The 16,075-nt window shown below is 44.8% G+C and carries 13 protein-coding genes; 9 read left to right on the top strand and 4 right to left on the bottom strand.

The annotated features are described in order from the left end of the window. Positions 1-28: 28 nt before the first annotated feature. Complete coding sequence (locus AAFP14_RS22080; RefSeq protein WP_341734344.1) at positions 29-1,177, bottom strand: Re/Si-specific NAD(P)(+) transhydrogenase subunit alpha; 1,149 nt, start codon at positions 1,175-1,177, stop codon at positions 29-31. Between the two features lie 692 nt (positions 1,178-1,869). On the opposite strand from AAFP14_RS22080, the gene AAFP14_RS22070 reads away from it, so the two are divergent. Together AAFP14_RS22070 and AAFP14_RS22065 are read left to right on the top strand one after the other, a co-directional pair. After that, positions 1,870-2,382 carry a DUF2808 domain-containing protein gene (locus tag AAFP14_RS22070; RefSeq protein WP_341734343.1) on the top strand — a complete coding sequence of 171 codons (513 nt, stop codon included), beginning with the start codon at positions 1,870-1,872 and terminating at the stop codon, positions 2,380-2,382. 274 nt (positions 2,383-2,656) lie between these two features. Then, entirely contained in the window at positions 2,657-3,925 is a 1,269-nt protein-coding gene (locus AAFP14_RS22065) for an MFS transporter (protein ID WP_341734342.1), read from the top strand. Between the two features lie 295 nt (positions 3,926-4,220). Here AAFP14_RS22065 and AAFP14_RS22060 read toward each other — a convergent pair whose 3' ends face one another. Next, positions 4,221-4,697: an ankyrin repeat domain-containing protein gene (locus tag AAFP14_RS22060; protein ID WP_341734341.1), complete on the bottom strand. Its 477-nt coding sequence runs from the start codon at positions 4,695-4,697 to the stop codon at positions 4,221-4,223. 36 nt (positions 4,698-4,733) lie between these two features. On the opposite strand from AAFP14_RS22060, the gene AAFP14_RS22055 reads away from it, so the two are divergent. After that, positions 4,734-6,014: a glycosyltransferase family protein gene (locus AAFP14_RS22055; protein ID WP_341734340.1), complete on the top strand. Its 1,281-nt coding sequence runs from the start codon at positions 4,734-4,736 to the stop codon at positions 6,012-6,014. A gap of 253 nt (positions 6,015-6,267) precedes the next feature. Here AAFP14_RS22055 and AAFP14_RS22050 read toward each other — a convergent pair whose 3' ends face one another. Continuing rightward, complete coding sequence (locus AAFP14_RS22050; protein ID WP_341734339.1) at positions 6,268-7,212, bottom strand: fused MFS/spermidine synthase; 945 nt, start codon at positions 7,210-7,212, stop codon at positions 6,268-6,270. 49 nt (positions 7,213-7,261) lie between these two features. Between AAFP14_RS22050 and AAFP14_RS22045 the strand changes: the two genes are divergently transcribed. The 5 genes from AAFP14_RS22045 (at position 7,262) to phnE (ending at position 13,351) form a co-directional block, all read left to right on the top strand. Next, entirely contained in the window at positions 7,262-7,456 is a 195-nt protein-coding gene (locus AAFP14_RS22045; RefSeq protein WP_341734338.1) for a hypothetical protein, read from the top strand. Between the two features lie 274 nt (positions 7,457-7,730). Further along, complete coding sequence (priA, locus tag AAFP14_RS22040) at positions 7,731-10,292, top strand: primosomal protein N' (protein ID WP_341734372.1); 2,562 nt, start codon at positions 7,731-7,733, stop codon at positions 10,290-10,292. 250 nt (positions 10,293-10,542) lie between these two features. Then, on the top strand, positions 10,543-11,517 hold the full coding sequence (locus tag AAFP14_RS22035; protein WP_341734337.1) for a phosphate/phosphite/phosphonate ABC transporter substrate-binding protein: 975 nt from the start codon (positions 10,543-10,545) through the stop codon (positions 11,515-11,517). A 185-nt stretch (positions 11,518-11,702) separates the two neighbouring features. Continuing rightward, the gene (locus tag AAFP14_RS22030) at positions 11,703-12,446 is read left to right on the top strand and encodes a phosphonate ABC transporter ATP-binding protein (RefSeq protein ID WP_341734336.1); all 744 of its coding nucleotides are present in this window, start codon (positions 11,703-11,705) and stop codon (positions 12,444-12,446) included. A gap of 110 nt (positions 12,447-12,556) precedes the next feature. Further along, on the top strand, positions 12,557-13,351 hold the full coding sequence (gene phnE / locus AAFP14_RS22025) for a phosphonate ABC transporter, permease protein PhnE (RefSeq protein ID WP_341734335.1): 795 nt from the start codon (positions 12,557-12,559) through the stop codon (positions 13,349-13,351). A 174-nt stretch (positions 13,352-13,525) separates the two neighbouring features. On the opposite strand, the gene AAFP14_RS22020 is transcribed toward phnE, so the two are convergent. Further along, entirely contained in the window at positions 13,526-15,115 is a 1,590-nt protein-coding gene (locus AAFP14_RS22020; protein ID WP_341734371.1) for an Hsp70 family protein, read from the bottom strand. 203 nt (positions 15,116-15,318) lie between these two features. Between AAFP14_RS22020 and AAFP14_RS22015 the strand changes: the two genes are divergently transcribed. Then, on the top strand, positions 15,319-15,756 hold the full coding sequence (locus tag AAFP14_RS22015) for a DUF4079 domain-containing protein (protein WP_341734334.1): 438 nt from the start codon (positions 15,319-15,321) through the stop codon (positions 15,754-15,756). The last annotated feature ends 319 nt before the right edge of the window (positions 15,757-16,075 follow it).

Here is a 16,075-nt window from a genome sequence, read left to right as displayed (position 1 = left end):
ATGACTACTAACTAATGACTAATGACTGCTAACTAATGACTGAAGCCTCAGCAGCCAAAGCATCCCGCACCCGCTGATTGGTAATTTCGCCGTCGCGAGCCACACAAGCACCAGCGATGATATCATCTTCAAAATTCAGATTTAGCTCCTTATCTTTCAGCATCAACTGAAGTAAAGCCGAGACATTCTTCGAGTAAGTTTCGCTAGCATGAACAGGCATTGACGATGGTAAATTAATCGGTCCTATCACATTAACTCCGTTCCATTCCACATCTTTCCCGGCTTCCGTGCACTCACAATTGCCGCCTTGTTCCGCCGCAAGGTCAACAATTATTGCTCCCGGTTTCATTTGAGAAACCATTTCTCTGGTAACTAAAATCGGGGCTTTTCTACCAGGAACTTGAGCGGTTGTAATTACTGCATCGGAAGCGCCGACGTGCTGGGTAAGCACTTGGCGGGTGTGTTCTTTCGCTGCTTCCGATAATTCTTTCGCGTAGCCGCCTGCTGCTACTGTTTCTTCCTTAAGTTCGACATCGATAAATTTAGCACCCAAGCTTTGCACTTGTTCTTTAGTTTCCGGGCGGATGTCAAAGGCTTCGACGACTGCGCCCAAACGGCGGGCTGTGGCGATCGCCTGTAGGCCCGCAACGCCCACACCCATTACCAAGACTTTCGCGGGGCGAATCGTACCCGCCGCCGTTGTCAGCATCGGAAAATACTTTGGTAAAGCCGCCGCTGCAATCAGTACCGCTTTGTAACCAGCCACGTTAGCCTGGGATGACAGCGCATCCATGCTTTGAGCCCGGCTGGTGCGCGGAATCATTTCCATGCTGAATGCCGTTATTTGGCGATCGGCTAAACGCTGCACCAAAGCCGGATTTCCCAAAGGATTCAAAAATCCGATGAAAACTGCCCCTTCTCGCAGTTGATGAACTTCTGACTCTTGTAATTCCCCGATTTTGACAACGACATCAGCTTCGCCCCACAGCGTAGCGGTATCGGCGACAATTTTGGCACCGGCTTGTTCGTAAGCAAGATCCGAGAAAAAGGATTTTGCTCCCGCACCGGCCTCAACCAAAACTTCGACGCCTTGTTTGACCAATTTGGCTACAGCGTCGGGTACTAAGGCTACCCGGCGTTCCCCTGCTTCTATTTCTTTGGCGATCGCTAATTTCATAAAAAAACTCGGTAAGTTGAAACCACTTCGAGGGTGAAAATCGAATGTAGCGATAGCCAGTCATTGAATTTTCAGCCTCTACTGCACGCATACAGGGCGGTTGACACCGCGTCTACACAGACAAAACCAGCCGGAACAGGTTTCTGGAAGTGCAATTTTTAACCGCCAGATGCTTTGCTTTACACTGGAGCAACTGTTGCCCTAAACTTCTCTCGTTGATACTAAAGCCGATCGGTCAAGTGACCGCCGTATCTTTAACTTGTCTTATAGAATGAAGCTCACCCCACCTTTCTTTCTTGTGGGGGCGACTCTTGAGCCAACCGTGAAACTTCTGCTTCAGGTTAGATCGTTTCTTACCCCCTTTTGGCTTCCAGCCTTTGAGATCCTCAAACACAATTGCATCAGCGCTGTACTTTTGAGCAATCTCGGCGATCTGCTTAGAGCAGAAAGTTTAAATTTGGAAAACAGTGAAATTTGAGTAAAGCCATGATATACTAAACCACTTAGTAATTCTGTATCTTAAATGTCAGCCTAGAATATGGCCTCAAAAAATTCACCTATATTGTTCAGCGATCGCCCCCCTCAAATTTTTCAGAGAGTCGGTAATATTGGAGATCTAATAGCAAATTGTCAGCACTAAATATTTGCTAAATATTCAAGGTTCGATCGTAATTTTAGTTAGAGGAGTTGTTATGCGACGATTATTTTCAGCACTAGCGGTTACAGGTTGCTTGCTCTCCGGTTTACCCACCTTGGCTTTAGCCCAAGGAATGCCGGGATTCACAATTTTCGGAGGCCCTGAGCGCGGGAATCAGTTAAACTACCGCTTAGATTACGGCAAATCTGGGATGAGTGGTGACAGATATAGACTGCGCATTCCAGCCAAAAAAGTAAGTCTGGCGATCGCCCAACTCAACATTTCCTATCCAGACTACTACAAAGGTGAATTCGACCAAAAAGACATTAAAGTGCGAGTCAAAAACAAATCAATAGAATTGCAAGAAGTAATCTGGGACAAAGAAAATCGTTTCATAGAAATTTATCCCAAAGATCCCATTGCCGCCGGCAACAATGTTGAGGTTGTACTCTCCAACGTCAAAAACCCATCGCCAGGAGGAATGTACAATTTCAACGTTCGCATCCGCACCCCTGGGGATGTCCCCTTGCTACGTTACCTCGGTACTTGGCTGTTGAGCATTGATTAAAAGCAACAAAATCAGCTTGGGGGCATAAATTTATCCTTTCCAGGTTTTGGGGAACCGAAAAATATAACCTCCGACTCATACACCAATCCTCAGCGATCGGTAAAATAACCTATTAGATACCCGACTTCTAAAAGAAGTCGGGTATCTAGCTCTAACTTGACTTAATATCAAATAAACTCAGTAAATTTACTTAAGTAAACGTAATATACAGATAGCCCAAAACCTGACTATATCAATAATCTTCCTAATTCATGATTCCCTCTACTTACCTCCAATGAATCCACTAGCCAAAGTTAAAAATATCAAACTTCCTCGCGCGCTGCGATCGAGAAATTATCGCCTATTTTTTGCAGGACAAGGCATCTCTCTGATTGGCAGTTGGATGACACAAGTTGCTACTGTTTGGCTTGTGTACAATTTGAGCGATTCACCTTGGATGCTCGGCCTAGTCGGATTCACAAGTCAAATTCCCACATTAATACTACTGCCTTTTGCAGGAGTTTTAATAGATAGATGGAACCGCCACCGAGTGATCGTTATCACTCAAATATTAGCGATGGTTCAATCATTAATCCTAGCATTTTTAGCCCTCACAGGAATCATCAACATTTGGCAGATAATTATACTGAGTTTGTGTCAAGGAGCAATTAATGCTTTTGACGCGCCAGCCCGCCAAGCTTTTGTACCAGAACTCGTAGAAAAGAAAGAAGATTTAGCACAGGCGATCGCCATTAACGCTTCCATGTTCAATGGAGCCAGATTAATCGGCCCAGCCCTGGCAGGTTTGCTGATAGCCACAGTCGGCCCAAGTTATTGTTTTCTCATAGACGGACTCAGTTACATCGCCGTAATTGTAGGCTTGTTAGCCATGAAAATCAAGCCCAGAAAAATTGCAGAAACCAATACCAAACCCTTACAAAGATTAAAAGAAGGGTTTATTTATGCCTTTGGATTTCCGCCAATCAGAGCCATTTTAGTGCTACTAGCATTAGTCAGCTTTGCCGGAATGTCGCACACCGTTCTCGTGCCAATCTTTGCCACAAAAATTCTGCACGGTGGCCCGCAAACCCTAGGCTTTTTGATGGCAGCTTCCGGCATAGGAGCATTCGGAGGAGCGATTTATTTAACCACCCGCAAAACAGTAGTTGGCATCGGCAAATTAATAGCCATCTCACCAGCCATCATGGGCTTTGGACTAATCGGTTTTGCCCTGTCAAAAACCCTGTGGTTATCATTAATCATGATGCTGTTTGTAGGAATTGGTTTCATCTTGCAATTTGCAGCAGGAAACACATTTTTGCAAACCATAGTTGACGACGAAAAACGCGGCCGAGTCATGAGCATTTACACAATGGCATTTTTTGGAGTCACGCCCTTTGGCAACTTAGTAGCAGGTGGATTAGCCAACTATATTGGAGCACCCAATACAGTCCTAATCGGAGGAATAATTTGTGTATTAGCAGCAACAGTTTTCACCAAACAATTGCCAGCCTTAAAACATTTAGTTAGACCAATTTATCAAAAAATGGGTTTAATTTCCTAAACAACTTGTAAAATACCCTCTTCCCCTCTCTTACATTGCTGTTATTGAAGGCGGCGGAAATCTCAAGTTGAATTTATTACCAGAATCTAGAGGTTCTCTATTGAGCCACAAATTCTTCCAAAAACCTGGTTTATTCAATAAATCAGGTTTCTAAGTCTTTTAATGGATATCTTGCAAAAGTCAAATTCACCCCCCTTATTCCCCCTTTAGTAAGGGCGGAAACAAGAATAATCTTGCTCCCTCCCCTTACTAAGGAGAGGGTTGCAGTGGGGTGCATGGTATTTTTGCAATCGTTCTAATGGCGATCGCGCGCTAGTTTCAACACCTCAACAGCGTCTTTATGCCCCTCAGAAGATGCCCAAATTAAGGCAGTCCAACTGTTGTTATCCTTAGCCTTAATATCACCTCCTTTCTCGATTAAAAATTCCAAAACTTCAGTGCGTCCACTACCAGCGGCACTCATTAAAGCTGTTAAACCAAAATTAGTCTTAGCGTTCACCTCAGCTCCCGCCTCTAACAAAAGTTGTACAATTTCTGTATGTCCGGCAGCAGCCGCGCTCATTAAAGGTGTCCAACCGTCATTATCCTGACTGTTGACATCGGCACCAGCAGCGAGCAATTTTGTCACGAGTTCAGTATTGCCAGCCTCAGCCGCCGCAGTCAAAGCCGTAGCACCTTCCTCATCTTTGGCATTGATATCTGCACATTGTTCGATCGCAGATTCTACAGTAGAAACATCACCAGTTTTGGTGGCATTAATTAAATCGGTCATATATTCTCCTTTGTATCCTCTAAAATCTTAAATCGCATGGCAATAGATATTTTAGTCCTCTCTAACGGCCCCGGAGAATTAGCAACCTGGGTACGTCCCGTCGTACAAGCCTTGCGAGAACATTTAGGATGCGATCGCACATCTGTGCGTATTTCCGTTGTCCTGTCCCCCTGTCCCCACGCCACGGGCAAAGAAGCACAAATCGCCAGTTCCTACCCAGAAGTTGACAGGGTGCAAGCACCAGAGCATTTTTTGCCATTCCTATTATCCGGCAAAACAGTTGAAAATTGGGATTGGCATGAAAAAGGAGTTGTTTTATTTTTAGGTGGCGACCAATTTTTTACAGTTGTTATTGGTAAAAGGCTCAAATATCGCACTGTTATTTATGCAGAATGGGAGGCAAGGTGGTATCGCTGGATTGATAGATTTGCCGCCATGAAACCACAAGTTATTGATAAAATACCCCAAAAATATGCTAATAAATTTACAGTTGTCGGAGATTTAATTGCCGAGGTTTCTCGTTCCCAGGCTCAGCCTGGAAACGCATATCCAGAGGCTCTGCATCGTCCAACTACTCCAAAAGAACTAATTGGATTGTTACCCGGTTCCAAGGCGGCAAAACTAGCTTTAGGCGTGCCTTTGTGTTTGTCGATCGCCCAATCCATCCATCGCATCCGCCCGGAAACTCGCTTTGTAATTCCCGTTGCTCCCACCATAGATATCCAAACTTTAGCAGGTTTTGCAGACCCTGAAAAAAATCCTTGTCTACATTTATTTGCCAACTCCACCGCCAAACTTCATGTAACAGAATCACCATTTTTACAGACAGCAAATGGCTTACAAATAGAACTTTGGACTCAGACACCAGCCTATGATTTGCTATCAGAATGCAGTTTGTGTTTAACTACTGTGGGAGCCAATACCGCCGAATTGGGTTCTTTAGCTGTACCGATGATTGTTTTGCTGCCGATGCAGCAATTGGATGCGATGAAGGCTTGGGATGGTTTGCCGGGATTGCTAGCAAATTTGCCCTTAGTTGGTTCAGTTTTTGCGACGGTGATTAATTGGCTAATTTGGCGATTGGGGAAGCGAAAACTGTATGCTTGGCCGAATATTTGGGCGCAAGCAGAGATTGTACCAGAGTTGGTTGGGAAACTGGAACCGGAAGCAGTGGCCGAGTTGGCGATCGACTATTTGAGCCATCCTGAAAAATTAGCACAAATGGGCGATCGTTTGCGTGGGGTGCGAGGAGAATCCGGGGCGGCGAATAAAATCGCTGAATTGGTTTGTGAAGAGATTGATTGCAATAATAAATAAAATCTTGTAGGGGCGGGTTCACCAACAATCTGGGGTTGTAATCGACTATCTAAATAAACCCGCCCCCACCCAACGGTAAATCTGAATGGGCGGGTTTATTTATTCCTTTTTTTGGTTATCCATATTGTTGGTAAAACCCGCCCCTACGGGAAATATATGCAGATTTTTTGTGGGTGGGGGCGGGTTTATTTATTCCTTTTGTTGGTTATCCATATTGTTGGTAAAACCCGCCCCTACGGGAAATATCGTAACTTCACTGGCTGATAGAACCTTTCCCGAAAAACTTAGGCGGTGCTGCCATAGTGTAAACTTCGGTTTCAGCCGCGATTACTTGTCGCAAGTGACCGGCAACCTGCATCAATCCCAACAGTGTAATTCCGTCAAACATTCGGAACCCACCGATGGTTTTTTCAGCGAGTAATTTGTCGGTAACTTCTGGTTCTGGACGGGTGTTGATTTCCTGATTTGAAGCTACTGCAAAACCCCAAGGAGCTCCATAGGTAGAAATAAAGCTGGTGCAAGATTGAACGTTGGGAAAAACTGATTTCAGTGTATTGACAATCCGGGCGTGCATTTTCATTTCTGCTGGAGAAACTGGTCCGGCTTGCACGACGAAGTATCCTGTAGGGGACAATACGCGACGAACTTTCTCAAAATACTCTTTTGTAAACAACTGGAAAGAAGGGCCTTCTTCGATGGGATCGGACAAGTCAGAAATGACAACATCCCAATCGCTGTCACTGTTATCTAAATAGTCTAAAGCATCGCCGATTACTACTTCGCAACGAGGGTCATCAAAGGCATTTTGGTGCATTTCTGGTAGGTGTTCGCGACAAGCATCTACTACCTCGCCGTCGATATCAACCATCACTACTTTTTCCACACTTTTCCACCGCAGCACTTCTCTAATTGTAGCTCCTTCGCCACCACCGAGAACTAGGACTTTTTTTGGTGAACCGTGCATAGTCATGGCTGGGTGGACTAGGGGTTCGTGGTACAAAAACTCGTCGCCTGTACAAGATTGCCATTTGCCGTCCAAAACTAACCCTTTGCCGTAGGTGCCGGTTTCAACGACGTACATTTCTTGAAAGGCTGTTTTTTTGTAAGCCAGCACCCGTATGATGCCGTGAACGTAGATATCCCAAGGGGTAATGTACTCGCTCATCCAAAAATCTGCACGGACTTCGCTACCTGACATCCAATACTCTCCCAGTGTAAATTACTTAGGTAGTAATTCATAGCACAAAATGGCGCTCAAACGTAAGTGCGATCGACACAAACAGGTTGTATCGCCTTTCTCAGTTAAATTAAATGCTGATGGGCCTAGGGAATTGGCAATTGGAAATTGGGCAACTCCCCGCATCCCCCCTGCCCCCCAAGGGCGGAAGGGGGGGTGGGGGAGGGGGGATGGAATTGGCAATTGGGAATTGGTGGTTCCTTAGGGGCTAAATCTAATAGTTAATATTAAGATAACTTAGGTACAAATAAGCTTAGTCAAAATGCCCAACTTATAGAAAAAGTCAGGGATAAAATACCCAAGTATTTTATGTTTAATTTGGAAAAATTGAGCGATAATAAAAACTCTCTTTGATTGAAAGCTCTTTGGTCCCATGCCCCCGGATTCATTCTGAAACCAGGCTGACTGACTGGGGGCATCTAAAATCTCAAATCTAACATTTCATGACTGCGACTGTTTCTAGTTTGGTGTGTAATGCTATGTCTACTCTCACTTTTGGTTTGTCAACGCCCTCGGCTGCTGAGCCTGGGGCATTTTACGGCAGCAATCAACCGCCAAGTCGCCCCACCGTGCGGGCACAGTGGATCGAAGTTTTGGTAGACTTTCCTTTCAGGGGTGCGGGGGACCCCCCAGGGGAGGAAAACAAGTTATTTACCTATCGGTTGCCTGCGGAACTGACGGTGCAACCAGGAGATATTCTGAGTGTACCATTTGGCAGTCAACAGGTGGGGGCGATCGCCATTCGTTTTGTTTCTCAACTACCGCTAAACTTAGACCCCGCCAAGGTTAAAGATGTTGAAGATGTAGTCAGCAGTGGATTTTTTGTTCCTACTTATTGGCAATTGCTCGAACGCACTTCTATCTATTATTGCACGCCTTTAATTCAAGTAATTAGAGCTTCCTTACCACCGGGATTGTTAAGCCGTTCTGTGCGTCGCATTCGGTTAAATAAAAATGCTATTGCTCCTAATGCGGAATTATTTCTGAATCCCGCAGCTAGTCAGATTTTACAATTATTGCAAGCTCAAAAAAACGGGGATTATACTTGGCAATACCTCCAACGGCAAGTGAAGGGGGCTAATCGGGGATTGCGCGATTTATTAAAACGGGGTTGGGTAGAAAGTTATTTAGAACCTCCTCATCCTCCCAAACCAAAACTCAAACCGGCAGTCACATTAATTGTCAATGCTTTTGTGACGGATTTGACCCAGCGTCAACAAGAAGTATTGGAGGTTTTGCGGCGCGGTGGCGGTGAAATGTGGGTGAATGATTTATTAAAAATTTGCAGTGCTAGTTCGTCGGTTGTCAAAGCTTTGGAACAAAAAGGTAGCGTGGTAATTGACCAAAGGGAAGTGCTCAGGGGCGATCGCCCAATTGCCCAAATTGCTGACTCACCTAAAACTTTAACTGATTTTCAGGCTGAGGCTTTAGCATTTATTAACAGTTTTTCGGGTTTTCGTCAAGTGCTGCTACATGGTGTGACAGGTTCTGGGAAAACTGAAGTGTACTTACAGGCGATCGCCCCCATCTTAGCTAGTGGCAAATCCGCTCTCGTACTCGTCCCAGAAATCGGCCTGACACCACAACTTACAGACAGATTCCGCGCCCGTTTTGGCGAGCAAATTTGCGTATATCACAGTGCCCTCTCCGACGGCGAACGTTACGATACATGGCGTCAGATGCTCACTGGAGAGCCACAAATTGTCATCGGCACGCGATCGGCTATATTTGCACCTTTACCTAAATTAGGCTTAATTATCCTCGATGAAGAACATGACACCAGCTTCAAACAAGAACAACCAGCCCCTTGCTACCACGCCCGTACCGTAGCCAAATGGCGCGCCGAATTAGAAAATTGTCCCCTAATTTTAGGTTCTGCTACCCCAGCTTTAGAGACTTTTTTCGCTACTCAAATTAATAATTACTCCTTGCCAACTATTCATTATTTATCATTGCCCGAACGCATTTATGCGCGCCCGATGCCACCAATTCAAATAGTCGATATGCGCCAAGAATTGCGACAAGGAAATCGCTCGATTTTTAGCGTGGCTCTGCAAAATGCTCTGGAAGAATTGCAAGCTAGAAAACAGCAAGGTATTCTATTTATTCACCGAAGAGGACACAGTACCTTTGTATCTTGTCGGAGTTGTGGTTATGTGATGGAATGCCCAAATTGTGATGTGTCACTTTCTTATCACCAAATCGGTGAAGGAACATCAGAAATGTTGCGCTGTCACTACTGCAACCATACAGAAAGACACCCTCAAAATTGTCCAGAATGCAGGTCTCCTTATTTCAAAAATTTTGGCAGTGGTACTCAGCGAGTCGAACAGGAATTAACCAGATTGTTTCCCCAATTGCGGGCAATTCGGTTTGATAGTGATACGACTAGAAATAAGGGCGACCATCGGAGATTGTTAACCAAATTTGCCCAGGGGGAAGCTGATATTTTGTTGGGGACACAAATGCTGACTAAAGGGTTAGATTTAGCTGGGGTGACTTTGGTGGGAGTTGTCTCGGCTGATGGGTTGCTAAATTTGTCTGATTATCGGGCCAGCGAACGGGCATTTCAAACTTTAACTCAAGTGGCGGGCCGTGCTGGTAGAGGTGACGATCCGGGAAGGGTAATCATGCAAACTTATACTCCCGAACATCGGGTAATTCAAGCAGTTAGGCGGCACGAATATGCAAGTTTTATAGAAACAGAATTAGCAGCAAGGGCGGCCCTGAATTATCCTCCTTCGGGGAGGCTGGTTTTGTTGCGATTAAGTAGTTTGGAGGCGGCGGAAGTTGCGGTGACGGCGGTACAATTGGCGTCTGTTTGTCAGGAGTATATTGAGGGATTGTCTTTACCGGGTTGTGAGTTGTTGGGGCCCGCACCGGCGGCGATTATGCGGGTGGCAAATCGGTATCGGTGGCAGATTTTGCTGAAGTTGCCTTTGGATGAGGCGGTGGATTTGTCGGATTTGATCGGATTGCGCGATCGCATTCCTCGTTCTGTTAGTTTAACTATTGATGTCGATCCGTTGAATTTTGGTTGATGGCTTGGCTGGGGGCTGGTTGATTTAGATTGTTTGTGAGTTTCCACTATTTTTGGTAAAACCCGCCCCTACAGCCAATCTTAGGCAGATATTGCAGGGTAAACTGATAATTTTTTATTATATCTTATATAATAAATATCTATCATTCATTGTTGCACTTAATTGTCAAAAAACCTTTAAGATGATTTAGTTATTGCAAGTTATTGTCAAAATGTAAACTAGCATTGGGGCTAAAACAGGAGAGAGATTAATGAATGTAAGTTTAAAAGTGCTGGCTGGTGCTAGCGCAGGATTGTTGCTGCTAGGGAGTTTGGCTGCGAATACCATGGGAAATGGGCAAAAGGCGATCGCCCAACAGACTCCCCAAGGCGATCGAGATTTGAGAGCACAAGCTCCAATAAATCGCATTAGAATTGTGTTTGCCAATCGTAGAGATGCCACAGATTTGCAAAACAAAGCTAATCAAGTAGCTGCCATACTCTCAAAAGCGATGGGAATTCCCGTCGAAGCAGTCATCGGCGACGAAACCGCAGCCGTCGAAGCTTTGAGAGCAAATAGAGCTGATGTAGCGTTTGTCGCAGGGCGCGCGGCTTTGAAAGCTGAGCAATTAGCCAAAGCACGGATGTATTTAGCCGAAGTTCGCAGCGATTATTCCGGCGGAAATACCTACGATTCTGTATTTGTGGTGCGTCAAGACAGCCCCCTACGCCCGAAAGGTAGTGCAAAGCAAACCCTAGAACAATTGAAAGGTAAAAAAATGGCTTTCACCTCTCGTACTTCCGGTTCGGGATTTATTTTTCCAGTGGGAGAGTTGGTTGGTCAAGGGTTAGTGTCAGGACCAGATAGATTAGAAAGTTTCTTCGGAAATGTCACCTATGGTGATGGTTACGGTAGCGCTTTACAAGCAGTTTTAAAAGGTCAAGCAGAAGTTGCTGCGGTATCAGAATATGCTTTGCTACCACCTTGGATTACAGCAGCAGAAGGTAAACAATTGCGAGTGTTGCAACAAGTTCCGGGAGTTCCCGCCCATGGAATTGTGATTGACGATCGCATTCCTGCCCCAATGCGAGAAAAGCTAATTAATGCTTTCTTGACTATGAATGAGTCTACAAATAATTCATTGTTCCGCAGTTTGTACAATTCCCAAAGATTAGTAAAAGTCGATCACAATACCCATTTAGCAACGTTAAGTCAAGCTTTGAAACGCGCTAAATTAGACCCATAATTTGATTAGGTTTATTGTTTACTATTGACGGTGAGTCATTGGTTACTTCGACTGCGATCGGGGAGCAATACCTCGTACCTCGTTCCCAGGCTCTGCCTGGGAATGCAATTCCAGAGGCTCTGCCTCAGCATGAAAATAGCCTTAAACTGGTAATTTGCTGTTCCAAAATTTATCAATAAATACTGATGATGACCATCGAATGTTCTCAAATAAAAACACGTTATTCCCCCTCGCTAAATCGGTCAATTCTCAACGGAATTGATTGTAAGATCGAACAAGGAGAATTTGTCGCCTTACTGGGTTTGAACGGTGCGGGAAAATCCACCCTATTGCGCTCCTTTGTTGGCTTAGTCCCCGTCGAAACCGGAGAGATGCGGATTAATGATATGGTGATGAATACGCGCACGATCGCCCGAATTCGTCGGGATATCGGCTTGATTTTTCAAGGTGGCGGTTTGGTGAAGCAGTCCCAGGCGATCGAGAATGTGTTGTGCGGTTGTTTAGGAAGCTTAAATACTTGGCAGACACTGTGGGGTTTTCCGAAACCAAAGCGCGATCGAGCTTTGGAATTACTCGCAGATTTCGGACTCGAAGACCTAGCATATCAAAAAACTGGGCTACTCAGTGGCGGACAACAGCAAAAAGTAGCCATCGCCCGCGCCTTAATTCAATCTCCACGGATTTTATTAGCCGACGAACCTACCACCGGATTAGATGTCATCGCCGCCCGACAAGTCATGGAAATTCTGGCCAAACTCCACAAAGAAGAGGGGATGACAGTAGTGGTAGTATTGCACGACTTGGCCATGGCGAGCAATTATCCAGAAAGGGCGATCGTCCTCGATGCCGGTCAAATAATCTATGATGGCAAATGTCAAAACTTGTCCGAAAAATTCAGCAGATTAAAACAGTCCAAAATAGCAGTCTAAACTCTACCCTTCTCCACTCTTCCTCTGCGCCCTCTGCGCCCTATGCGGTTAATAAATAAAAATCACAAAACACAAAATATCGCTGTAAATAAAACTATAAACAAACACAAATGACCGAAAAAAGACTAAATAATTTATCAAAAAAATCTGGTTGGGTGAAAAACCTAGGGATTATAGTAGGTTTAATTATAATTTATGGTTGGGCGCTCAGGGGATTAGAAATAGACGCAGAAACCTTAGCTAGCAGTTGGCCTTACATGACCGATTTTATTTCCCGTTTGTGGCCTCCGAATCTGGAAATTATAGATGTAGCAATCAAGGCTTTGATTGAGACTATTCAAATGTCTTTATGGGGAACCACTATGGGGGCAGTTTTTTCTGTACCGATCGCTATTTGTAGCGCCCATAATATAGCACCAAAGTGGTTGCAATTGCCGGCTAATTTTATCCAAAATGCGGTGCGAGCCGTGCCTTCGATTGTGTTAGGATTGTTGTTTGTATCGGCTACTGGTTTGGGGGCACCAGCGGGTACTTTGGCTTTGGGCATTTATACGATCGGCTATTTGGCTAAATTTTACCAGGAGGCGATCGAATCTGTAGAAGTGCGATCGATCGAATCTTTGGAGGTAGGAGGTGCATCTTGGCTGCAAGTTGCCCAATATGGAATTTTCCCCCAAGTATTGCCCCTAGGATTGGGTTATACCCTGTGGATGTTTGAATATAACATCCGCGCTGCTTCGGTTTTGGGAGTAGTTGGCGCTGGTGGTATTGGTTTTGAATTAGTTAATTATATTCGAGCTTTTGAATATAATAAAGCCACAACTATGATGTTAGTTTTGTTAGTTGTGGTGACTGTTATAGATGTGATTAGTAGTAAATGGCGGCAGCGTTTAGAAGCTAAGTAAGATTAATTGAACCGCGAAGATGGAAAGAACCCCCCCAGCCCCCCAAGGGGGGAATCGGGAATGGGAATTGACACTCTGGGCGCGTGTACGCACTCTTGATTCTTTATTCTAAGAGCTAAATTACTTGCGACAGATCGCTAGCAACTACACAATGGAGTAATGGTTGAAATATCCTTAACTTAATTGCACCACTGGTTTATCCTCTAACAAAGTTTGATTTGTCAGCAAATCTTCGACAGTGATTCGCAGAAAACGCTGTTCATCAACGCGGAATAAAGCTTTGATACGATCGCCTCCCGGATACCCAGGCGGTGTCAATTGAGCGATGCTGCGAGCTCCGTCTTTGTCATTTAGCGGTTGTACGGATGTTTTACCTGTGACTTGGCGAGTAATGAGTCTATCACCATCAAAATAGATCTCTGTGCCACCAGTTTCTGCTCCCAATTCACCGATAATTAATTCTATACTCGGCTGATTTTCTAGAGAAGCTCCCAATACTAATTCTACTGGTTCGGTCATCGGGTAAGACTGACCGGATTTGATTAAGTTATGCCAACTATGACAATTTTCGCGACGATTCCAGTAGCGAATGCCGTAACTGTGGTAGAGAAAATCTTTGATTTGTATACCTTGACTCAGTTGGAGAGCACCTTGGGCGATCGCCTCAAAGGGCTTGTCACACCTAATTTTTGCTGGATCGAAATATTGTTCAACCCACCGTTTTACAGCCGGAATTTGTACAGTCCCGCCAACTAGCAAAACTGCGTCGATATCTCCAATTTCTAAACCCTGACGGCGCGCTTGCTGCAATACTTGATTCATGGACTCATCCAGGTTGTCAAAAAATTGATGTTCGGCGAGGATGGCTTCAAAGCGATCGCGATTTAATTCTAATTCATAAGTCTCAAAATTTTCTTCATCAAAATAGACCTCTGTAGCCCGTTCTTGCACAGACAATTGAATTTTTAAACGTTCTGCTAATCTGGTGATGATGGCAGATTGCATCATTCCTGTAGTTTTGATGAAATCATCGGCCAGCCAATTATCAATATCCGAACCGCCTAAATTTTGTCCGGCTTTTGCCAAAACACGGGCTATTTTTGCTTTCTGTCCTGAAGATTCAGCCAGGGTTCTGTCGCCCCATTTCAGCAGGAAACCGAGGGGGTTTTTGTTAGCAGAAATATCTAAACGCACTAACGAAAGGTCGAGAGTGCCGCCACCGAAATCAATTACTAACAGATTTTCGCGATCGGCTAAACCGTAACCCAAAGCAGCAGCAGTGGGTTCATCCAACATCCGCACCTGTTCTACTTGCAAGGATTGAGAGAGTTTTCCCAGCCAATTGCGATAAGCTTCAAAACTGTCTACAGGAACGGTAAAAACCACAGAATCCACAGGTAGTGGCAGTTCGCGAATTGAGCCGACAATTTGACTCAAAAACCACTGTCCTACTTGCTCAAAACTAACTATTTTTCCGTCAAGTTCCGGGACAAAACCCTGAATAGGAGTGCCAATTCCTCGTTTGAAATTGCGGAAAAACCTATTATCCGTGCTCAAGTCAAGGCCTTTGTCGCGGACTTGTTGACCAAGTATGACTTGATTGTGAGCAGCGTTCTCAACATAGAGCAGACTAGGAATTAGGGGTGGATTTTGAGCTGAAATTGCCGATAGTCCCGGCAATTTCAGAGTTTCGGGCTTGGATGTCGCCGGATTCGAGCGAGCGACGACGGTGTTGCTAGTTCCAAAATCAATTGCGATCGCCATTGAAGCAAAATACACAGCTACTAGGGATTACAGCATATTAGGGTATTTGGAGACACCTATGCAAATAGGATATTTCAGGCAGAAAATTGCTGGCTACCCCTGAGTCGATCGCCCTGGAGCGCTAGATTATTTATTTTTGCTTTCAATTCCAGCTAAAATCAAAATGAGACTTTTTGAGAAATCTCTGATTAGGGATGCAGCAGATGAACCTACCTTCTTTCTTGTGGTTGTGGAAAATAGCGGCTTGGTCCATGGGTTTTTCCCTGTTTGCTTACCTGTTGCTGGCGGTTAGTGGAACGTGGATGTTTGCGGCTCGTAGCACCAAACAGCCGCGTCCAAAATGGCTGCGTCCTTTCCATTTAGCCACAGGTGCGGGGATGGCGACTTTGGTAATTTTGCTCCTGGGAATTGGCGTAGTTGGAACCCTGGGAGAATACGGTTATTTAGGTCATTCTGCTCATTTGCCTGTGGGGTTAGCAGTTGTTACTTTGGTGTTAGTTTCTGTTGCTAGCGGTCTGCAAATTAGCCCCAAAAATCCTTGGGCTCGTCCTTTACATATTGGGGCTAATTTGACTTTGTGTGGGGGATTTGTGCTGGTGTTGCTGACAGGATGGACTATTGTCCAAAAGTATTTGCCATAAAAAATTTCTTCCGCGCCACGCGAGAATGAAAAATAAGGGGGTATGATTTGGTTTCAGAAAATCGGGTTTTTGTGTAATATCGTTTACGGTTGCATCGGAATGATTTAACCGCAGAGAGCGCAGAGGGCACAGAGGAGGAGATGATACTAAACGGCAGTTTCATAGACTTTTCCTGACATTAAAGACATCAGGCCCAAAAAACACGGTGTTCTTGTCGCAATCGCTGTCTGTAACTGGTAAAATAAGTATCAATGTTGGCACTCCTGACTTGCTCCCTGGCTATGTACGCCCTGAAGCTAGAACTCAAACTCAACAATGC

Origin of the sequence: Microcoleus sp. EPA2 (assembly GCA_020882975.1) — a bacterium.
Classification (GTDB): domain Bacteria; phylum Cyanobacteriota; class Cyanobacteriia; order Cyanobacteriales; family Microcoleaceae; genus Microcoleus.
Note: the sequence above shows the minus strand (reverse complement) of the source record. Positions and strands in the feature narration are given on the sequence as shown.

Excerpts from the sequence above, each read along its gene's own strand:
- AAFP14_RS22015 (WP_341734334.1), top strand. The coding sequence starts at position 15,319 with ATGAACCTACCTTCTTTCTTGTGGTTGTGGAAAATAGCGGCTTGGTCC.
- AAFP14_RS22055 (WP_341734340.1), top strand. The coding sequence starts at position 4,734 with ATGGCAATAGATATTTTAGTCCTCTCTAACGGCCCCGGAGAATTAGCA.
- priA (WP_341734372.1), top strand. The coding sequence starts at position 7,731 with ATGTCTACTCTCACTTTTGGTTTGTCAACGCCCTCGGCTGCTGAGCCT.
- AAFP14_RS22045 (WP_341734338.1), top strand. The coding sequence starts at position 7,262 with ATGGCGCTCAAACGTAAGTGCGATCGACACAAACAGGTTGTATCGCCT.
- phnE (WP_341734335.1), top strand. The coding sequence starts at position 12,557 with ATGACCGAAAAAAGACTAAATAATTTATCAAAAAAATCTGGTTGGGTG.
- AAFP14_RS22050 (WP_341734339.1), bottom strand. The coding sequence starts at position 7,212 with ATGTCAGGTAGCGAAGTCCGTGCAGATTTTTGGATGAGCGAGTACATT.
- AAFP14_RS22060 (WP_341734341.1), bottom strand. The coding sequence starts at position 4,697 with ATGACCGATTTAATTAATGCCACCAAAACTGGTGATGTTTCTACTGTA.
- AAFP14_RS22020 (WP_341734371.1), bottom strand. The coding sequence starts at position 15,115 with ATGGCGATCGCAATTGATTTTGGAACTAGCAACACCGTCGTCGCTCGC.
- AAFP14_RS22030 (WP_341734336.1), top strand. The coding sequence starts at position 11,703 with ATGATGACCATCGAATGTTCTCAAATAAAAACACGTTATTCCCCCTCG.
- AAFP14_RS22035 (WP_341734337.1), top strand. The coding sequence starts at position 10,543 with ATGAATGTAAGTTTAAAAGTGCTGGCTGGTGCTAGCGCAGGATTGTTG.
- AAFP14_RS22065 (WP_341734342.1), top strand. The coding sequence starts at position 2,657 with ATGAATCCACTAGCCAAAGTTAAAAATATCAAACTTCCTCGCGCGCTG.
- AAFP14_RS22070 (WP_341734343.1), top strand. The coding sequence starts at position 1,870 with ATGCGACGATTATTTTCAGCACTAGCGGTTACAGGTTGCTTGCTCTCC.
- AAFP14_RS22080 (WP_341734344.1), bottom strand. The coding sequence starts at position 1,177 with ATGAAATTAGCGATCGCCAAAGAAATAGAAGCAGGGGAACGCCGGGTA.